We start from the raw sequence: 19,625 nt of genomic DNA on the forward strand, positions 1-19,625 counted from the left end.
CGATTCAGGGCTTGTATACCTTTACATTGTCAAAGCCCTGCTCTTTCAGGTGAATGGCCTGCAGCCGGCTCATCACACCCCGGGCGCAATACAGCAGATAGGTCTTGTTCTGATCCAGCTCGCCAAACTGATGGGCCAGGCGGAAAAACGGCAGGTGCATCACCTTGTGGCCGTCCACTTCCAGCGGCGATAGCTCTTCTTCCTCGGGGGCACGAATGTCGAGGATCACCTCTTCCTCGCTGGCCTGTTCACTGAATTCCACTTCCGGCACCTCCCATACCTTGCCCAGATCGCGCACGTCTTCCACAAACGACGCCTGCACCGCGGTGTCGAGCACGCCGAAGTCAAAATTGGCTTCCTCTTCTTCCACCTTGCTCAGCACCGCCTTGATGGTGGGCTTCTGGGAAATCACACCGCAGTATTCCGGCATTTTTTCCGCATAGGCGGCGGTGCCGATGGCCCTGGCCTGATCGATGATATCCTGCTTATCGGTGGCGATCAGCGGGCGCAGGATCAGGGTGTCGGTCACCCGATCGATGACGTTGAGGTTGGTCACGGTCTGGCTCGATACCTGTCCCATGGACTCACCGGTGACCAGGGCGTTGATGGCCAGACGCTCGGCTACGGCGGCACCGGCGCGCATCATCATGCGCTTAAGCACCACGCCCATGTGGCCCTTGTCGATCTTTTCCAGGATCTCGGTTACCACGCCCTCAAAGGGCACGGAGATAAACTTGACCCGGTGCGACGCGCCGTATTTCTTCCACAAAAAGTGCACCACCTCGCGCACCCCGGCCTCGTGTTCGCGCCCGCCCAGGTTGAAGAAGCAGTAATGCACCCGGCTGCCGCGCTTGATGAACTGGTAGGACGACACGCCGGAGTCGTAGCCGCCCGACATCAGGCTGAGCACGCTTTCCTGGGTGGCGATGGGAAAGCCACCCATGCCGGCGTGCTGCTCACTCACCAGGTACAGCTTGTCGTCGTCCAGCTCCAGGTTGATCTGCACATCGGGCTGCTTGAGCTTGACGCCGCCGGTCTCGCAACGCTGATTCAGGCCGCCGCCCACATAGCGTTCCACGTCCAGCGAGCTGAACTCCTGCTTGCCCCGGCGCTTGGCGCGCACGCAAAAGGTCTTGCCGGCCAGCTGGTCGCCGAACATGGCCTGGGTATGCTCGAGAATGTCGTCCATCGACGACACCTTGTATTCCACCACCTCCAGAAACGACTGAATGCCGGGAATACAGGCCAGCGCCTCAATCAGCATGCGGCGGCTGTCTTCGTCGTTGTTGTTGCTGCGCACCACCAGCTTGTCCCAGTCGGCACGCACCTTGACGGTCTCATCCAGGGGCTTGAGGGTGTTGCGAATATTGCCGGAGAGAATCTTGCTCATGCGCTGGCGCACCGACTTGCTCTTGATGGTAATTTCAGGATGAAGCTTGATGATAAATTTCATAATTCGGTACGCTCAGACAACACATAAAAAAGAAAGCCCGGCATTATACACGTGCCGGGCTTGCGGTTAAAAGAAAAGCAGTTCAGGGAGTGCCGGGCGGCACCGCCTCCAGGGGCTCGGTATACACCGGTTTGCCCTGGGAAATGGTGATTTCCACCCGCCGGTTGCGGCGGCGGTTTTCGGCGCTGTCGTTGGCCACCAGCGGCTTGGTGTCGGCCAGGCCCATGACGATCATGCGGGCGTCATCAAACCCCTGAGTGCGCCTGAGCTGATCCGCCACCGCCAGCGCCCGCTGGGTGGACAGCTCCCAGTTGGAGCTGAACAGCTCGTGACCGCTGTTAATGTCATCGGAATGGCCGGACACCAGGATCTCGCCGGGCACATTCTTCACCAGGTCGCCAATCAGCCGAATCACCGGCCAGAACTGGGGCTGCAAAAACGCCGAGCCGGCGGGAAAAGAGGCGTTTTCACGAATGCGGATCACCACCTGCTGCCCCAGGGCCTCGATTTCAATGGCGTCCTGCTCAATGGCACTGCTCAGTTGCTCGGCCAGGGCCTGGGCCAGACTCACCGACTCGGCGCTGGTCTGGGGCATGTCGGGCTGCTGGCTGCCGCTCATGTTGCCGTCTTCCCGGCTCTGGCCCGATGCCCGCTCCGACTCGCCGGGCTGAAAGTCCAGCTCGGTGAGGGTGGAATCGGTGGTGTGCTGCATGACGGTGCTGATGGGCGTGGGCTCGGGCCGGCCGGGGCGAAATTCCAGGGCGATGACCGAGGTGCCCTTGGGAATTTCGGTGACCTCAATCTGGTTCTGCACCCCAAAGGCATATTTCATGCTGCCGGCGATCTGCTTGAACTTGAGCACGTCCATCTCGGCAAAGGCCAGCAGCAACACGAAAAAGCTCATCAGAATGGTGGCCAGATCGGCAAAGGTCGCCATCCAGGCGGGCGCGCCGGCCGGCTGTGGCTTGCTCTTTTTGGCCACTATTCCTCCTTGGTGCGCTTGTTCTCGGCCAGGTAATTCTCCAGCAGTCCCTGCAGTACCCTGGGATTCTGGCCGTCCTGAATGCCAAGCACGGCGTCCATGATCAGCGTGCGGTTAAGCCGTTCCTCTTCCGAACGCAGATCCAGCTTGTCGGCAATGGGCAGCGCCACCATATTGGCCAGCATGGCGCCATACAGGGTGGTGAGCAGCGCAATGGCCATGGCCGGGCCGATGGCCTTGGGGTCATCCATGTTGGCCAGCATGGCCACCAGACCGATAAGGGTACCTATCATGCCCATGGCCGGGGCCACATCCCCCAGGGCGCGAAAGATTTTGGCTCCCTGCTCCTGGCGTTCGGCGTTGAGGTCGATGTCCTTTTCCAGCGCCGCCTTCACCACTCCCTGGTCGTGGCCGTCCACCAGCATGTTGACCGCCTTTTGCAGAAAGGGATTGGTGATCTGCGCCTCTTCCAGCGCCAGAAAGCCCCCCTTGCGCGCCGCGTCGGCCAGGTCCACCACCCGCTCAATCAGCTCTTCGGGCTTTTCCAGCTTGAACATAAAGGCCTTGGCGGCCACCTTGGCGGCCCCCAGAAACTGCCCGAGGTTGAATTTCATCATCACCACGAACAGCGAGCCGGCAAACACAATGAAGATGGACGGTACGTCCACATACATGGTGATGCTGCCCCCTAAAATCATTGCCATGGCGACGAACGCAAATCCGCCAATCAGTCCGATCAGTGTTGCCAGATCCAAAATGGGCATCCTCTTCAGTTAGCGCAAGCAATACGACTCAATCTTACCTCTTGCGAGTGAGTTTTGTCGCCGAAGTTGTTATCGGCACCGCACAAAAATGCTTAACGGCGGCCTGGCCCCATAGTTGAAAGTCGCTAATCCTTCGCCAAATTCCGGGCAGCGGTGTTACTATTGGCCCAATTTTGCAAGCGATCGAACAGAGGATGCCCGTGGCTGCCAGAAAACCGGAAAACATGGACTTTGAAAGCGCACTCGCCGAGCTGGAAGGCCTGGTAGGCCAGCTGGAGCAGGGCGAGCTGAGTCTGGAGCAGGCGCTCAAGTCGTTTGAACGGGGGGTGCAGCTGGTGCGCGCCGGCCAGCAGCGGCTGAGCCAGGCCGAGCAACAGGTGAAGGTACTGATGAGCGACGGCGACACCCTGGCCGACTTCGCCACCGGCGAGGAGTCCCAGCCATGATTGCGCAGTGGCAACAGCAATATGGCGAACGCATTAACGCCGCCCTGCGCCGGGCCCTGGACCGGCTCGATGACCTCGCCCCCGGCCTGCGCGACGCCATGGAATATGGCCTGCTGCAGGGCGGCAAGCGGGTGCGGCCCATGCTGGTGTATGCCACCGCCGGGCTGCACACCGACAGCGACCAGCAGGCCGCCGATGCCGCCGCCGCCGCCATTGAGTGCATTCACGCCTATTCGCTGATCCACGACGATCTGCCGGCCATGGACAACGACGACCTGCGCCGGGGCAAACCCACGGTGCACAGGGCCTTTGACGAGGCCACCGCCATTCTCGCCGGTGACGCCCTGCAGACCCTGGCCTTTGAGCTGGTCAGCCAGTCCGGCGACGATCTGCCCGCCGAGCGCCGGCTGCGGCTGGTGCAGGAGCTGGCCACCGCCAGCGGCTATGGCGGCATGTGCGGCGGCCAGGCGCTGGACATTTACCACGAGGGCAAGCCGGTAGAACGCGCCACCCTGGAAACCATTCATCGCCACAAGACCGGGGCGCTGATCCGCGCCGCGGTGCGCATGGGGGCATTGTGTTCCCCCGCCATGCAGGAAACCGAACTGGCCGCGCTCAGCCGCTACGCCGAGGCCATTGGCCTGGCGTTTCAGGTGCAGGACGACATTCTCGACATTACCGCCGACACCGCCACCCTGGGCAAAACCCAAGGGAAGGACCTGGCCCAGCAGAAAAGCACCTATCCGGCGCTGCTGGGACTGGACGGCGCCCGCGCCCTGGCCGCTAGCCTGCACCGGGACGCCCTCGCCGCCCTGGCCGGCCTGCCCGGCAATACCGAAACACTGGAAGCCTTCGCCCACTACATCGTGCAGCGCGAATACTGAAGCGACAACAATAACGACAAGCCTATGAGTCTGAATATTGCCGATTACCCCACCCTGGCCCTGGCCAACCTGCCGGAAGAGCTGCGCAGCCTGCCCCAGGAGCGCCTGCCGGCGTTGTGTGACGAGCTGAGATCCTATTTGCTGCACTCGGTCAGCCGCAGCAGCGGCCACCTGGCCTCGGGGCTGGGTGTGGTGGAGCTGACGGTGGCCCTGCACTATGTGTATCACACGCCCTTTGACCGCCTGGTATGGGACGTGGGCCACCAGGCCTATCCCCACAAAATTCTCACCGGCCGGCGTGAGCGCATGGCCAGCATTCGCCAGTATGAAGGGCTACACCCCTTTCCCTGGCGGGAAGAAAGCGAATACGACACCCTGTCGGTGGGTCACTCCAGCACCAGCATTGGCGCGGCGCTGGGCATGGCCATTGCCGCCGACGAAGAACGCCAGAACCGCAAGGTGGTGGCGGTGATCGGCGACGGCGCCCTCACCGCCGGCATGGCTTTTGAGGCCCTGAACCACGCCGGCGATCTGCACAAAGACATGCTGGTGGTGCTGAACGACAACGAGATGTCCATTTCCGAAAACGTGGGCGCACTCAACAACCACCTGGCCAGAATCATGTCGGGCTCGCTCTACAGCACCCTGCGCGAAGGGGGCAAAAAGGCGCTGGAAATGCTGCCGCCGCTGAAGGAGCTGGCCCGGCGCACCGAGGAGCACCTCAAGGGCATGGTGGTGCCCGGCACCCTGTTTGAGGAATTTGGCTTCAACTACGTGGGCCCCATCGATGGCCACGACATTGATACCCTGGTGGAAACCCTGCGCAATATGCGCAAGCTCAAGGGCCCGCAGTTTCTGCATGTGATGACCCGCAAGGGCAAGGGTTATCTGCCCGCCGAGCAGGATCCCATCGGCTATCACGGCGTACCCAAGTTCGATCCGGCAGAAAGCTGCCTGCCCAAAAGCGCCCCGACCAGCCCCAGCTTTTCCAGCATTTTCGGCAACTGGCTGTGCGACATGGCCGGCGGCTGCGACAAGCTGATGGCCATTACCCCGGCCATGCGCGAAGGCTCTGGCCTGGTGCGCTTTTCACGGGAATACCCCAAGCGCTATTTTGACGTGGCCATCGCCGAACAGCACGCCGTCACCCTGGCGGCGGGCCTGGCCATTGAAGGCAAAAAGCCGGTCGTGGCCATTTACTCCACCTTTTTGCAACGTGCCTACGATCAGCTGATCCACGACGTGGCGCTGCAAAACCTGGACGTGCTCTTTGCCATCGATCGCGCCGGCATCGTGGGCGCCGACGGCCCCACCCATCAGGGCGCCTTTGATCTCAGCTTTTTGCGTACCGTGCCCAACATGGTGGTCATGACCCCGGCCAACGAAAACGAATGCCGGCAAATGCTCTACACCGGTTATATGCACACCGGTCCGGCGGCGGTGCGCTACCCTCGCGGCAGCGGCTGCGGTGCCGAGATTGACGACACCATGACCGCCCTGGAGATCGGCAAGGGCCGGCGCATGCTCAAGGGCAAGGGCGTGGCACTGCTGAACTTCGGCACCCTGCTGCCCGAAGCCGAAGCGGCCGCCAGAGCGCTTGATGCCACCCTGGTGGACATGCGCTTTGTCAAACCCCTCGACGAGGCCCTGTTGCTGGATCTGCTCTCCGACCACGAGCTGCTGGTGACCATTGAGGAAAACGCCATCATGGGCGGCGCCGGCTCGGCGGTAAACGAGTGCCTGATGCGCCATAAAAAACCGGTGCCGGTGCTGAACCTGGGGCTTCCCGACATCTTTATCGAGCAGGGCAGCCAGCAGCAGATCCTGGCCAAACTGGGCCTGGACGCCGACGGCATCACCAAAGCCGTGCAGGACTATCAGGCCCGCTGACACCGGCCCCACCTTAGTGGGGCACTCCATCCTTCGCTCCAGTGTGGATGTGTATCACGGGCTTTCAGACTCACTATGCGTTCCCGCGCTGAGCGTGGGAACGAGAAAAAGGCGATAGCTCTCAGAATACGTCACCCCCGCGAAGGCGGGGGTCCATAGCAAACGGCTCCGGCTCAGCTGGCAACATAAAAAAAGCGAAGCCACCCGGCTTCGCTTTTTGGTTTGTCTCTGCAGACGCTACCTTGTCATCAGTATTCTGCTCCATGCTCTGGATTCCCACCTTCGTGGGAATGACGTCCCCTTACGCCCCCATCACCAGGGTGGCGGCAATGGTGGTCATCATTACCCCCACCACAAACTCCAGCACCTTCCAGGCCTGCGGCCGCTGAAATACCGGGGCCAGCACCCGGGCGCCATACCCCAGGCTGAAAAAGAACACCAGCGAGGCACAGATGGCCCCCAGGGCAAACAGCCCCTGGGCCGGCTGATATTGGGTGGAGATGGAGCCCAGCAGCACCACCGTATCCAGATAGACATGAGGGTTCAGCCAAGTAAACGCCAGGCAGATGGCCACGGTTTTCGGCAGCGACTGCCGGGTGTCCCCCGCCGCCGTCATGGCGTGACTGGTGGCAAAGGCCGACTTGAAACTCAGAAAGGCATATACCGCCAGAAAGGTGGCTCCGCCGTAACGGGCAACGGTCTCAATGGCCGGAAACTGCTTCACGATGGCGCCAAAGCCTGCCACCCCGAGGGAGATCAATACCGCATCGGACAGGGCACAGACCGCACACACCACAAACACATGGTGGCGCTTGATGCCCTGTTTCAGCACAAAGGCGTTCTGAGAGCCGATGGCCAGGATCAAGGAAAAGCTAAGGGCAAAGCCGGAGAGAAAGGTGGACATATATTTCGGACATATTTGCTTGTTATGGTCGCCGGCATAATACAGTCAACGACCGTCGCTGTCTGTGGCCTCGCATTCGCGCTAACGAAGCTAACTTATGCTCTAGCCCCTTTCAGCGGTAAAGACTGACTTCCCGCTTATGGCGATCCCGATCGGGATCCTCGTTCGCCCTCACCAGCTCCAGCACTCTGATGTAGTCAGCCGGCAGGCCATGCTCCCCGGCGCCGTGAAGCACGTGGGCCTTGTACCATGAATACGGCGTCAGGCAGGCATCGATATGGGTGGCGACATAACTCACCGCAACCAGCTCTACTCCTGCCTGCGTCATCACCCGCACCGGTTTTTCATCATAACCGGCACCCAGGCCTTCCACCCGGTCCAGCCAAGGCTTTTCGGCCGGCGCAATGTCATATACCACGCCGTAAACAAGGTCGTTCTGATCTCCGGTCTTTACAATATCGCACTTGCCCGAGCCATCCTTGCCGACCTTGTGAAACATCAGCCGGTGCCCGCCGAGCCGGGCCACCGCGATCACTCGAGCGGAAGGCACCCGAGCGCGCATTCGGGCAAGGGACATATTGGAGCCGTAAGCGAAGTAGTGCATGGGCTTGATCACGGCTACGACCAGGACGCTGAATCCTGGCAGACCAGGTGGATGATGGATGCCGGGCTCGATATCCAGAACGCCTGCATGCCGTCTGGCAAAGGCTCAATTTCGTCACAGCGAACCACTCCCGCCGCGTTAAGCTGCCTTGCTGCACCGTCAATATCATCGGTGACCACTTCAAGCCAGGTCTCGGCCTGACTCAGGCCCGGAACCGAATCGAGCCAGAGGTTGTTGGCGCCAAACTGAAAGCCCACGGCAGGTGCCTGCTCCGTTATTTCCGGAAAACCGAGAACATCACGATAAAAACGCACCGTTTCATCATACAAGTGAGGCGGTATCTTGATTGCGATATTACGGCCGGCTGTGAACTTCACTTTTTTGCTCATACGAGGACCCCTGAGTGCCTGACGCTGCATTAACTATACGCTTCTGGGAGCGAACATGATGATCGCCATTCCCAGCAAGGCGACTGATACCCCCACCAGATCCCATAACGTGGGGCGAATGCCGTCCACTGCCCACAACCAAAGTATCGCCACAAAAATATAGACACCGCCATAAGCGGCATAGACTCTGCCCGCCGCCGTTGGGTGCAGCGACAACAGCCAGGCAAACACCGCAAGAAAGAACACAGCCGGCACCAGCAGCCAGACCGACCTGTCTTCTTTTAACCACAGATACGGTAAGTAACACCCCAGAATCTCTGCAATTGCCGTAATAAAGAACAAGCCGATGGTTTTTACTTCCAACAACTGAATGACCTCATTTGTCTGTTGCCATATAACGCCTAAATCAGGTGCGCCGTAGGCGTCACCTGGATTTACTTGTTATGTACATGAGTGGAGACTAGCTACCATTATATTGTGTGAAGAACCCATAGCGACCATGGTCCCAATCTTCTGTGAATTCAGTGTAGCCAAGGTCAAGAGAGTCTGGCTCATCAGGGCCATCATTATCCAAAATAATCACCTGACCTTTACCTTTATAAGAAGAAATACTTTTATAAAAAGATTCTTTAGTTTTATCGCTTATTATATCTTTACGCTGTATTTTGGAGTCGTCTTTCACATGCTTTGAGCGAAGTGTACATAACGGCGAATCTAATAAAACAAAGCCACTATGAGGAAAACCATTTTTTAAGCATGTATGCATCAGGCCAATACTGAATGCAGCATAGGACAGTGCTCTATATCCCTTTCCTGCAAGGTTTCTATCAAAGCCATCAATTACAAAATCACATGATTCCTCGCTAAATGAAACTCTAGTATTCTCGCTATATCCCCATTCCTTTAGTAGTTCTTGAACAGTCGAGCAGAATTCACTAGTGACTGATGTGGTTAACTCATCAAATTCATAATCACCATCCATAGGGTCTATCTCTACTTCGTATTCAATTTTTTGAAGCGATAATTCTTTTACCTTTCCTATTATCTTCAGTGCTTGTTGTTTATCCCTAAGGGTTGATCTATAGAGTTCTAATTTCTCATTAGTTTCTTGTATATACTTTTTCGTAAATTCAGACTTCTTATATTGGTAATCATTGTGGCTAGTTCTTAAACTATCTATAGATAGATCTAGTTCGATCTTTTCATTTTTTAAGTTAGACCTAGTTTTATTTAATTCTTTTCTAAGAGAGGTTATTTTATTTATCTCTACAGCAGATGCAATTTGAATGTTTTCAATATCAGTAGAGTTGCAGGTGTTATGGTTGTCTAAATTATACTCAGAATTACAAGTTGGGCATAAACCTATCTCTAGGTTTGTATAAGCAGAGCTGGCTTCTTGTAATGATTCTAGTCTAGAAATGTCGGTGCTGTAGTGAGTGTCTAGTAGCTCAAGCCTCGATAATAGTTCGTTAATAGTTATTAGCCTGGACTCTTTCTCTTTCCAAGAGTTCCAGTATTTATCAATAGTCGAGTCATATTCATCAATTTTCTCATATGATGAATTGAGTTCACTTGTTATTGCTTTGATTGATTCTATTAGTTTTTCAACTTGATCTTCGACTTCGTTTTTCTCTGTAAGGTTGTTGTTATATTCATCGAGTTCGCTTTGATATGCAGCAATAAGTTCATTGATAACTTCTAGTCGTCCTTTTCTATTATCGATGACCTTCTGTTTTGGTTTTGCAATTAAATTGCCATCATCCTTACCGGTCAATAAGATTCTTAAGACAGACTCTTCTTTAGGCGCTTCATTGTTTTGCCCTGTATAAGCAGGAGAATCTTCTTTGATGATAGATATTTCATCAATGAGGATTAGGTGTCTTAAAAATGAGAATGCGAATAAATCTGTAACACCCCCTTTATTGCGTCTGACTTTTATATTAGATAAATTTGTTATCGATAGTAGGTAAGAATTGAATGTTTTGTTCTTTTTAGTGGCTTTTCTTCCAACTAAAAATTTTTCCGGCTCGCTGGTATGGTCTACAATTTCAGAATATCTGCACTTGTAAATGATCGCATGGCCGCCCGACAAACTTCTTTTTATGGTGTGTACTGAGTTATCCGAAAGAGCTATCTCTAAATAGCAATAATCATATCCATATGACTCTTTGATTTTTTTTGGTTTTTTAGTGCTACCAAGTAAATATTTGATACATTGAAATACGTATGACTTCCCTGTATTAGAAGGTCCTATAATAGCATGTGAAGAATTATTGAAAGCGATTAATGCATCTTCAGCATTAATTCCAGTAACAATCAGCTTTTTTATTCTGAACCCAATGCTCATGAAAAAACATCCCCGCGAACAATCGATTCATTAATGAATTCACCACCCCAAACACCTAAGTGACGATTGGCATATGAATTTAGTTCATCAACTGAAACTTCATCAAAATTTGTGGTTACCCAATCAGCGATTACCATTAGTCTTCTTGTGTAATCTGCCTGTAATGAGTCTAGAAATGGTGATGATGCTTCAGTTGCTACATAAGTTATTCCATGTTCCGAGTAGTTCGATTTGATAAGTCCCTTAGCCATCATATTTTTAATGCCACTTTCTAAAACAGGTCTTTTTATAAGCATTTCTCCAGACCTGTGAGGTGTGTCTGGGTGTATGCTATCTGGTCCGCCTCGGATATCTCCAGAATGAACCAGTAGATAATCGTATATAACCAATCTGGCAATGTCGTATGAATGCGGATATCCAGCTTCTAAAATAATGAGGCTACGAAGCCCTGCTTCCATAGGAGAATTAAATAAGTTAGTCAAATTATTCATTTGTACACCATGATACATCATCATCGTTATTTGCTAGCTGTTGGCAAATCCCTCCCCGGTCATTAACTGTGATACATGATGTAAGTGGAGTATAGGGGAGTTGTAGCTTTCGTGCTTCGCTTACAGCATCTTTTACTTTGTCAAAACCATTTGGGTATTCTGAATCAATTATGTCATAAATACCGTACTTTACTTGTTGTTGTATGTTCTCAAATGCACCATTTGGCATATTGTCTCTTGAGAAATTTCTTAATGCTTCGGCATTAGCAAAATCTTCACGGGAACGCTTTAAGTGCCGCTTATATATTGGTGTGTTATTAGCATCTTTCACATTTTCAATTTTTTCACTGGCATGGCTGTCGTATGCGGATATTAGTTTTTTTACGTAGATGATTTCTTCGTCGCTAACATCATCTGAGACTTCTGGTGTTGGCGGCCGGAGTGGAAGAGGTACTGAGAACCTAACTGCATGGAATTGTGTTTTACTGTGATCAACAACTAGTTTTATCGTTGCTATTTTATCAAAAGCACTGAAATCTAGATTTAAAATGTATTGTTTCAAATCTTCTGTTAACTCAACTTCACCTTTCCCGATATTACTTTGACAATACCCTTCCCAGTTTAAGAAGAGCTCACTTTTCAATAATTCAGGTTTTTTTAATAAATTTGATAGCTTTGTTCCGATACCTAAGGGTGCAATAAAGTAGTATTTTCTTGGGAATGGGTATTCTTCTAAATATGAAAAATAACAAATTTTCCCAATCTCAACCCATATTTTTGATGGAGATAAAGGCGCATCATAATGCTTACATTGGTAGTTATCCCAAGTATATAAGCTATTATCAACTGGGTTGTCGATATATCCAACAACATCTCTACCCTGATCTCCCGCTCCACCTAAGCGTTCAAAATCGTAATACATATCTGACTTGTAGGTCATCCACTCTTCAATGAACTCTTCCCATTCATCTGGCGACATAGTAGATATTTGTTTTTGAACACTTATTTGCTGGTTTGAATTCAATGTTATTCCTTTAATCTTTTAACCGATATTTAGGCTCGAATGCCTAAATCAATATGGTAAAGTGTGTACTGGATCTAGAAGGTAACCACAAACAGCACATAACATTTTAATAGTAAGCATGCTCATATTTCTTCCTGCACACTAGAGCACCTATCACCATTAAACCATTAAACCATTGATAGTAAATAAAATATCACTCAACTGCCGTATGCAGCAGTGAGCAAAAACGCGCATGCGCACTATCAACGGCCGTTTGCGCGTTATCAACAATCGCCAGCCGTAACCTTTTCTGAGCATGGTGTTTTTTCAGCGCGGTTTGCTGTACATGAGCATGGACTGAAGATAGTGCGCAATAACCCCGAAAAACAGCCAATTCACTGTATAAAACATCAGCATCAGGCACGCTACCGCCGAGCGTTTGAGCCGCCGAGCCCTGCCACTACCAAGTTGAATGCATCTATTCTGGACTTTGTGGTGAAGGGTTTCAATTGTGGCCGCAACGTTTTTAAGGTTTTACCGCGCTAATGGCAACGATTCAACAATGGCGAGCTCCGGGGGAATGGACTCCCGCCTTCGCGGGAGTGACGACAATTAACGCTCATTCCGCCATTCGTTCAGGGCTCGAATATGCTCGGGATAGATGCCACAGCAACCACCGATCACCGTGGCACCCAGCTCGTGCCAGCGTTTGGCAAAATTCAGGTAGTCCTGTGGCGTCAGCTCGCGCATGGCTTGCAGGGCACCATTGGCCTGATGATTGGCCTTGATGGGCGTAAAGTTATTGGCATAAACCCCCAGCTCAATATCGGCACCACAGGCGTCCATAACCGCCCTCGCCTCTCGAATGGCCAGGTCCATCACTTCCGGGGTTGAGCAGTTAAAGAAAATGCCCTGAGCATCCGCCGCACACACTCGCTCGGCGGCACTTCTTACGCTTTCACCGGATCGCAACAGCGATGTTTCCATCACGTCATCATTCAGGGTAAAGGCGTAATAACAGTCTTTTTGAGTGTGCTGCAACACCGCATGAATCACGTCAAACTCCGCCAGGCTGGCAATGGTTTCGGCAATCCAGAGATCAACATGGGGATCCTGGGCATCGAACAGTGTGCTCGAAATCGCTTGCGCCGCCCCGGCCTCAAACAAATCGGGGCGGTAGCTGCCCAGCGCAGGAGGAATCGAGCCGGCCACGCGCACGGGCTTGCCAGAAGACGCCGCGGCCTCTTTAGCCACGGACTGGGCGAGAGCGGCCGCACTGCGCGCCAGTTGTGCCCCTTCCGCCTGGTAGAGGGCGTCACCCAGGTGAAAGGGCACGCAGGCATAGCTGTTCACCGTGATGATATCGGCACCGGCATCAATAAAGTTCTGATGGGCCCTGCGCACATGTTCAGGTGATTCAATCAGCGCCTGAGCGCTCCACAGCGGCTGTGAGAAGGGGGCACCAATGCGTTTTAGCTCTCGGCCCATGCCTCCATCCAGAATGGCTACTTTGTTCATTTAATGGTTTCCATACGCCTTGCATCGCCACGCCATTGCTGCGTCTTGCGATGACTGAAACATTAACCGGTGAGCCACATTAACTGCAGGCCAGCCTGATTTCCACTTGCATCTTTAAGAGTGGGATCGCGTGCGCTTGAAATGAAGTCAACAGGGGGGAATATAAAGGACGTGCCGAGCAATGCCGGCGAAGCAGCCAAAAGGGTGCAAAGCCCTGTGTCGAGGCAAAAAAAAACCGCTGCCGAAGCAGCGGTTTTTATCGAAGTAACCGGGGTTAGCCGAACTTACTTCTTGGCTTCGGCAGCCTTGCGCTCTTTCACCTGGGCAACCACTTTCTCGGACACGTTGGCCGGGCAAGCAGCGTAGTGAGAGAACTCCATGGAGAACTGGCCACGGCCAGAAGTCATGGTACGCAGAGAACCGATGTAACCGAACATTTCGGACAGGGGTACGTCGGCCTTGATACGCACACCGGTCACGCCGGCGTTCTGATCCTTGATCATGCCGCGACGACGGTTCAGGTCACCGATTACGTCACCCACGTGATCTTCCGGAGTGAACACGTCAACCTTCATGATCGGCTCCAGCAGCTGCGGCTTGGCCTTCGGCAGAGACTGACGGAAGGCACCCTTGGCGGCGATTTCGAACGCGATGGCCGAGGAGTCAACGGCGTGGTAGGCACCGTCGGTCAGTTCGAACTCGATGTCCAGTACCGGGAAGCCAGCGATCGGGCCGGTCTTCATCATGCTGGCAACACCCTTTTCGATGGCGGGCCAGAATTCCTTCGGTACGTTACCACCCACTACGGAAGACTTGAACACCAGGCCGGTGTTGGCTTCGCCCGGACGGATAACGTAGTCGATCTTACCGTACTGACCGGAACCACCAGACTGCTTCTTGTGGGTGTAGCTGTCTTCAACCTGAGCGGTGATGGTTTCGCGGTAGGCTACCTGCGGCTCACCCACGATCAGCTCAACGCCGTAGGTACGCTTCAGAATGTCTACCTTGATGTCCAGGTGCAGTTCGCCCATGCCTTTCAGGATGGTTTCACCGGAGTCTTCGTCGGTTTCAACGCGGAAAGACGGATCTTCGGCAACCATTTTACCAATGGCCACGCCCATCTTCTCGGAACCACCCTTGTCCTTCGGCGCAACGGCAATGGAGATTACCGGCTCGGGGAACACCATGGCTTCCAGGGTGCAGGGGGCTTTCGGATCACACAGGGTGTGACCGGTCTGCACGTTCTTCATACCGATGATGGCGATGATGTCACCGGCCTGGGCAGAGTCCAGTTCGGTACGCTCATCGGCCTGCATTTCTACCATGCGGCCTACACGCTCGGTCTTGCCGGTGGCGCTGTTCAGGATGGTGTCACCCTTCTTGATGCGGCCGGAGTAGATACGTACGAAGGTCAGGGCGCCGAAACGGTCGTCCATGATCTTGAACGCCAGGGCCTTCAGCGGGGCATCGGCTTCAACGATGGCGAATTCACCGGTCTCGTTGCCTTCTTCGTCGGTCAGCGGCTGCGGATCAACTTCGGTCGGGCTCGGCAGGAAGTCGTTAACGGCGTCCAGCACCAGCTGCATGCCCTTGTTCTTGAACGCAGAACCACAGTAGGCCGGGAACAGGGCCATGGTGCGGGTACCCTTGCGGATACAACGCTTGATGTCTTCGATAGAAGGCTCTTCACCTTCCATGTAGGCTTCCATCAGGTCGTCGTCTTGTTCAACGGCGCTTTCTACCAGCATTTCGCGGTATTCTTCAACCTGATCCACCATGTCGGCCGGTACGTCTTCAATGGTGTAGTTTTCGGCTTCGCCGGACTCGTCCCAGATGTAGGCCTTACGGGTCAGCAGGTCAACCACACCCTTGAACTCGTCTTCACGGCCGATGGGCAGTACCATCACAACCGGGTTGGCGGCCAGTACGTCGCGGGTCTGCTGAACCACGCGCAGGAAGTCGGCACCCAGACGGTCCAGCTTGTTTACGAAGATGATACGGGCAACGCCGGATTCGTTGGCGTAGCGCCAGTTGGTTTCGGACTGGGGCTCAACGCCGCCGGAACCACAGAATACGCCGATACCGCCGTCCAGTACTTTCAGGGAACGGTATACTTCAACGGTGAAGTCAACGTGTCCGGGAGTGTCGATTACGTTGAAACGGTGGCCTTTCCAGAAGCAGCTTACGGCCGCAGACTGGATGGTGATACCACGTTCGGCTTCCTGCTCCATGAAGTCGGTGGTGGACTCACCGTCGTGGGTCTCGCCAGACTTGTGAATTTTACCGGTCAGCTTGAGGATACGTTCGGTAGTGGTGGTCTTGCCCGCGTCAACGTGAGCAAAAATACCGATGTTTCTGTAATGTGATAAATCAGACATGATGCAACTTTATATGGTTGATTAAAGAAGTAGACGGAGCATGCGAAGAGTACCAGCACACCGCACCTCAGATTTCGAGGCGCACATTATGCAGTAGAACCCAGCCGCGCGCAAATGGCCCGAGCGGGTTCGAGTGTACTTTTTGTGCAGACCCGGCTCAACGCTCCGGCCCCGTTTTTTTCGCCGCCTTGCCAGCCTCACCGCCGCCTGTGACCACGGCTTGCGGCCGGCCCGGTCCGCTCAAATGCCGCCGAGGGCCACCTTGTAATACACCCAGCCAAACAGGCCGGCGAAGATCAACACGGTCAGCAACACCTTGAGCCAGATAAATTTCACTTTTGTCTCCTGTGGGTGCAATCCAGCCCCATTTCAAAGCGCGATTGTGGCACCGTCCAAAAGGTTACGCCAGCCCGAGCAGCCCCGCCAGCACAAAAATGGCCGCCACCACCAGCACCGACATGGCCGCCGCATAGCCCAAGTTCCAGCGCATGATGCGAAACGAGTCCATTCCATAACGGCCCTGAAACGCCAGGTTGATGCCCGACAGCGGCCCGGCGGGAGTGCCCACCGCCCAGGACGACAAAAATACCAGCGCCAGCAGGGTGTGGTTGGGTTCAAGCGGCGCCAGCACCGCCCCCGCCAGCGAGATGCAGATAATGGGATGAATGCCCAGCAGCGACAACGCCACCGTGGCCAGATAGGTTGCGCTGGCCTCCACCGGGCCAAAATGCGTCAGCGGCAGGCTGCCGCCCAGGGTGGAGAACAGGGTCTCCAGGCCATAGCCCAGCACCCCGGCGGCCAGAAACAGCGCCAGCTCGTTGCCCATTTGCGGCAACCGGCCTGTGGTTAGTCCGCCAACGGCCGCCAGCGGCTGTTGCCGCTTCACCGTCAGAATGGTCAGGGTCAGCGCCGGCGCCATCAGGGTGATCACCGCCAGAATGGACAACGCCGGCTGCAGTTCGTGCAGCGCCAGCACCGCCGCCGCCAGCAGGCCCGGCAAGGCCAGGCCGCCGGCATGCAGTGGATAGCCGGTAAAGGCAGCCACCGGGGCATTGTTGCCATTGGGCCGGCTCAGTTGCCAGCCCGTCAGCAGCAGGGCCAGCAACGCCAGGGGCATGCTTACCAGCCACAGGGTGACCAGCCGGGCCTCGGGGGCCAGGCTCAGGGCCACCGCCATGGCGGCAAAAAAAGGAGACCAAAAGGCCGCGGCGGTAAAGCCACGGATCAGCACCAGCGCCTGCTCCCGGGTCACACTGCCGCGCCGGGCCAGACGGTCTCCGATAATAAATACCGACGACAGATTGATCACCGAGCCAAACAGGTGCACCGCCGCCAGGGTTGATGCCAGCGCCCGCCTCCCCCTGGGCGAACGCTCGTCGTCCTCGGCCTGGGGCCGGCTCACCAGGCTTAAAAAGCTCACCGCCACCAGCATGGAGAGCAGGCCGCTGTTGCCCGCCACCAGCCGCTGCACATTCACCTCGGCCCCCTGCCCCGCGCTCCAGGCCAGGCTGCCGCCACCTACCAGCAGCAGGATCAGCGCCTGGGTGCGGTTGCGGGTGGCCAGCCCCGGCCACAGCAGCACCGCCGCACACCAGTACGCCAGCCCCGCCCAGTGGGTTGCCAGCGGCAGCCCCAGCAGGCCGGCGGCAATCATCACCATGGCCGCCAGCACCAGGCTGCCGGCCAATTGCCGGCGCAAAGACAGGGGAAACAGCGAACACAGGGTGGCGAGCACAATGAGCTCCGGGAGTAACGTTAAACAAGGGGAAGGATCATAACCGGTGGAGCGGGGTAAACAAGAGCAGCAGGTTGTGATGAACGAAGCGAATCCCAACAATGCAGGCGCCAGTGACATGCCGTCATTTCCGCAAAGTAATCTCCCCTACCCCCGGGTTTTCACCAGCCAGTAAGACACGCCAAGGGCGATGGTCACCAGTGCCAGGCCGATGATCTGCTCGGCACTCACCAGATCGAGATCCAGCACAATCACCTTTCGGGCCACCGCCATCAGCGCCGTGGCCAGCACCAACTGCACCGGAATCACGCTGGTGCCCAGATAGAGCCGAATGTTGATAAAAATTTCAATGGCAATCAGCACCGCCATAAAGGCGCCAAAAGTCTGCAGTATGTCTTCCAGGTTCAGCAGCAAAAAGGGCGGTGTCAGCAACCGCTGATAGAGCACATAGACCACATCGAGAATGCTCCAGAAGATCACCAACACCATCAGCACGGCCAGAAACTTGACCGCCACACGAATGGCTTTATGCAGAAAACTGAGCAGAGGGTCGGAATGATCGGCGGGAATTTCGTCGTGTTTCATGCACGGCTCCGGCAGCACTGAATTAGGGCAAAGTGTAGTTCAGTGGCGGGCGTCATTAGGGCGCTGTTGCCCGTCATTTCCGCGACGGCGGAAATCCATGAGCCCGGCGCCGGTCTGCATCCCGTGCCGGGCCACATATGGGCCCCCCGCCTTCGCGGGGGCGACGTATTTTGGAGCCTTCGCGGGGGCGACGTCTTTTCACCGCATTCCCACGCTCTGCGTGGGAATGCATAAAAAAACCTGCAGACACAACACTGTGCCTGCAGGCCATGACGCACACACTGATAGCTTAAAGCTGATGGCTTACAGCCATGTTTTACCCCTTGTAGATCTTGGGGTTAAACACGTCCCGCAGCCAATCACCAAGCAGGTTGATCACCAGCACCAGCACCACCAGATAAATGCCGGGAAAGGCGGTGATCCACCAGGATCCGGAGAAGATGTAGCTGAAGCCCATGCTGATCAGCGAGCCCAGCGAGGGCTTGTCGACCGGCATGCCCAGGCCGAGGAAGGACAACGCCGCCTCGCTCATGATGGCGTTGGCCACCTGCACCGTGGAAATCACCAGAATGGGCGACAGGCAGTTGGGCAGAATATGGCGGAACATGATGCGCATCGACTTGAAGCCCATCACTCGCGCCGCTTCCACGTATTCCTTTTTCTTTTCGGCGAGCACGGTGGCGCGAATGGTGCGGGCGTATTGCGGCCATTCGGCGAGACCGATGATCACCACCAGCATCAGTACCGCATACTGGGCGTAAAAATCGCTGCCCAGGGTGGCCTGAAACACCGCCGACACGATAATGGCCACCATCATGGTGGAGAACGACAGCTGAACGTCGGCAATGCGCATCAGAAAGTTGTCGATGCGCCCGCCAAAGTAGCCGGCGCTCAGGCCCACCACTATGCCAATGGCCAGCTGCAGCGCCACCGCCCCCAGGCCGATGATCAACGACACTCGGGAGCCATAGAGAATGGTGCTGAGAATATCCCGGCCCTGCACGTCTGTGCCCAGCACAAACCGCTCGTCACCCATGTCCTGCCAGCTCGGCGGTAGCTCGGAGTCGAGAATGTCGATGGAGGCCAGATCATAGGGATTGTGAGGGGCGATCAGCGGCGACAGAAAGGCCGCCGCCACCAGCGCCACAAACACCGCAAAGCTGACCATGGCGACCTTGTCGCGCAGAAAATGATAGAGAAAGTCGGAGCGGCGAAAGCGGGCCCAGCGACTCAGTTGAAGTTCGGTGCTCAT

18 protein-coding genes are annotated in these 19,625 nt (G+C 55.3%); 3 read left to right on the forward strand and 15 right to left on the reverse strand.

Annotation, left to right across the window (positions count from 1 at the left end):
- Positions 1-4 precede the first annotated feature (4 nt).
- The 3 genes from thiI to pomA form a co-directional block, all read right to left on the reverse strand.
- On the reverse strand, positions 5-1,453 hold the full coding sequence (thiI, locus tag B6S08_RS15350; protein ID WP_094201691.1) for a tRNA uracil 4-sulfurtransferase ThiI: 1,449 nt from the start codon (positions 1,451-1,453) through the stop codon (positions 5-7).
- 82 nt (positions 1,454-1,535) lie between these two features.
- A complete protein-coding gene (locus B6S08_RS15355) occupies positions 1,536-2,435 on the reverse strand; it encodes a flagellar motor protein MotB (RefSeq protein WP_094201692.1) in 900 nt (299 codons plus the stop codon).
- Complete coding sequence (pomA, locus tag B6S08_RS15360) at positions 2,435-3,190, reverse strand: flagellar motor protein PomA (RefSeq protein WP_094201781.1); 756 nt, start codon at positions 3,188-3,190, stop codon at positions 2,435-2,437. Before pomA ends, B6S08_RS15355 begins: the two co-directional genes overlap by 1 nt.
- Positions 3,191-3,399: 209 nt before the next feature.
- Here pomA and xseB point away from each other — a divergent pair, with 209 nt between their 5' ends.
- The 3 genes from xseB to dxs are packed head-to-tail and all read left to right on the forward strand — an operon-like array spanning position 3,400 to position 6,419.
- Positions 3,400-3,645: an exodeoxyribonuclease VII small subunit gene (xseB, locus tag B6S08_RS15365; RefSeq protein WP_165662718.1), complete on the forward strand. Its 246-nt coding sequence runs from the start codon at positions 3,400-3,402 to the stop codon at positions 3,643-3,645.
- Positions 3,642-4,529 carry a (2E,6E)-farnesyl diphosphate synthase gene (ispA, locus tag B6S08_RS15370; RefSeq protein ID WP_094201694.1) on the forward strand — a complete coding sequence of 296 codons (888 nt, stop codon included), beginning with the start codon at positions 3,642-3,644 and terminating at the stop codon, positions 4,527-4,529. The genes xseB and ispA overlap by 4 nt, the downstream gene beginning before the upstream one ends.
- Before the next feature lie 24 nt (positions 4,530-4,553).
- Positions 4,554-6,419 (forward strand): 1-deoxy-D-xylulose-5-phosphate synthase, encoded by a 1,866-nt coding sequence (gene dxs / locus B6S08_RS15375; RefSeq protein ID WP_094201695.1) that lies wholly within the window; start codon positions 4,554-4,556, stop codon positions 6,417-6,419.
- A 301-nt stretch (positions 6,420-6,720) separates the two neighbouring features.
- Here dxs and B6S08_RS15380 read toward each other — a convergent pair whose 3' ends face one another.
- The 12 genes from B6S08_RS15380 to B6S08_RS15430 form a co-directional block, all read right to left on the reverse strand.
- Positions 6,721-7,323, reverse strand: coding sequence for a LysE/ArgO family amino acid transporter (locus B6S08_RS15380; protein ID WP_094201696.1), 603 nt, complete (start codon positions 7,321-7,323; stop codon positions 6,721-6,723).
- Positions 7,324-7,435: 112 nt separating this feature from the next.
- On the reverse strand, positions 7,436-7,927 hold the full coding sequence (locus B6S08_RS15385) for a gamma-glutamylcyclotransferase family protein (RefSeq protein WP_211284250.1): 492 nt from the start codon (positions 7,925-7,927) through the stop codon (positions 7,436-7,438).
- A 14-nt stretch (positions 7,928-7,941) separates the two neighbouring features.
- Complete coding sequence (locus B6S08_RS15390) at positions 7,942-8,316, reverse strand: VOC family protein (protein WP_094201698.1); 375 nt, start codon at positions 8,314-8,316, stop codon at positions 7,942-7,944.
- 33 nt (positions 8,317-8,349) lie between these two features.
- Positions 8,350-8,682 carry a YnfA family protein gene (locus tag B6S08_RS15395; protein ID WP_094201699.1) on the reverse strand — a complete coding sequence of 111 codons (333 nt, stop codon included), beginning with the start codon at positions 8,680-8,682 and terminating at the stop codon, positions 8,350-8,352.
- Between the two features lie 94 nt (positions 8,683-8,776).
- Positions 8,777-10,663 carry an AAA family ATPase gene (locus tag B6S08_RS18310; RefSeq protein WP_141202209.1) on the reverse strand — a complete coding sequence of 629 codons (1,887 nt, stop codon included), beginning with the start codon at positions 10,661-10,663 and terminating at the stop codon, positions 8,777-8,779.
- Complete coding sequence (locus tag B6S08_RS18315) at positions 10,660-11,154, reverse strand: ABC-three component system middle component 2 (protein WP_141202210.1); 495 nt, start codon at positions 11,152-11,154, stop codon at positions 10,660-10,662. Before B6S08_RS18315 ends, B6S08_RS18310 begins: the two co-directional genes overlap by 4 nt.
- The gene (locus tag B6S08_RS15405) at positions 11,147-12,178 is read right to left on the reverse strand and encodes an ABC-three component system protein (protein ID WP_211284251.1); all 1,032 of its coding nucleotides are present in this window, start codon (positions 12,176-12,178) and stop codon (positions 11,147-11,149) included. The genes B6S08_RS18315 and B6S08_RS15405 overlap by 8 nt, the downstream gene beginning before the upstream one ends.
- 591 nt (positions 12,179-12,769) lie before the next feature.
- Positions 12,770-13,675 (reverse strand): homocysteine S-methyltransferase family protein, encoded by a 906-nt coding sequence (locus tag B6S08_RS15410; protein WP_094201701.1) that lies wholly within the window; start codon positions 13,673-13,675, stop codon positions 12,770-12,772.
- A gap of 284 nt (positions 13,676-13,959) precedes the next feature.
- A complete protein-coding gene (fusA, locus tag B6S08_RS15415) occupies positions 13,960-16,053 on the reverse strand; it encodes an elongation factor G (RefSeq protein ID WP_094201702.1) in 2,094 nt (697 codons plus the stop codon).
- A gap of 400 nt (positions 16,054-16,453) precedes the next feature.
- Complete coding sequence (locus B6S08_RS15420; RefSeq protein ID WP_094201703.1) at positions 16,454-17,788, reverse strand: hypothetical protein; 1,335 nt, start codon at positions 17,786-17,788, stop codon at positions 16,454-16,456.
- Positions 17,789-17,935: 147 nt separating this feature from the next.
- Positions 17,936-18,373 (reverse strand): phosphate-starvation-inducible PsiE family protein, encoded by a 438-nt coding sequence (locus B6S08_RS15425; RefSeq protein WP_094201704.1) that lies wholly within the window; start codon positions 18,371-18,373, stop codon positions 17,936-17,938.
- Between the two features lie 316 nt (positions 18,374-18,689).
- Entirely contained in the window at positions 18,690-19,625 is a 936-nt protein-coding gene (locus B6S08_RS15430) for an ABC transporter permease (protein ID WP_094201705.1), read from the reverse strand.

It is taken from the genome of Oceanimonas doudoroffii, assembly GCF_002242685.1.
GTDB classification, from domain to species: Bacteria; Pseudomonadota; Gammaproteobacteria; order Enterobacterales; family Aeromonadaceae; genus Oceanimonas; species Oceanimonas doudoroffii.

Excerpts from the sequence above, each read along its gene's own strand:
- thiI (WP_094201691.1), bottom strand. The coding sequence starts at position 1,453 with ATGAAATTTATCATCAAGCTTCATCCTGAAATTACCATCAAGAGCAAG.
- ispA (WP_094201694.1), top strand. The coding sequence starts at position 3,642 with ATGATTGCGCAGTGGCAACAGCAATATGGCGAACGCATTAACGCCGCC.
- dxs (WP_094201695.1), top strand. The coding sequence starts at position 4,554 with ATGAGTCTGAATATTGCCGATTACCCCACCCTGGCCCTGGCCAACCTG.
- B6S08_RS15380 (WP_094201696.1), bottom strand. The coding sequence starts at position 7,323 with ATGTCCACCTTTCTCTCCGGCTTTGCCCTTAGCTTTTCCTTGATCCTG.
- B6S08_RS15385 (WP_211284250.1), bottom strand. The coding sequence starts at position 7,927 with ATGCACTACTTCGCTTACGGCTCCAATATGTCCCTTGCCCGAATGCGC.
- B6S08_RS15390 (WP_094201698.1), bottom strand. The coding sequence starts at position 8,316 with ATGAGCAAAAAAGTGAAGTTCACAGCCGGCCGTAATATCGCAATCAAG.
- B6S08_RS18310 (WP_141202209.1), bottom strand. The coding sequence starts at position 10,663 with ATGAGCATTGGGTTCAGAATAAAAAAGCTGATTGTTACTGGAATTAAT.
- B6S08_RS18315 (WP_141202210.1), bottom strand. The coding sequence starts at position 11,154 with ATGAATAATTTGACTAACTTATTTAATTCTCCTATGGAAGCAGGGCTT.
- B6S08_RS15410 (WP_094201701.1), bottom strand. The coding sequence starts at position 13,675 with ATGAACAAAGTAGCCATTCTGGATGGAGGCATGGGCCGAGAGCTAAAA.
- fusA (WP_094201702.1), bottom strand. The coding sequence starts at position 16,053 with ATGTCTGATTTATCACATTACAGAAACATCGGTATTTTTGCTCACGTT.
- B6S08_RS15425 (WP_094201704.1), bottom strand. The coding sequence starts at position 18,373 with ATGAAACACGACGAAATTCCCGCCGATCATTCCGACCCTCTGCTCAGT.
- B6S08_RS15430 (WP_094201705.1), bottom strand. The coding sequence starts at position 19,625 with ATGAGCACCGAACTTCAACTGAGTCGCTGGGCCCGCTTTCGCCGCTCC.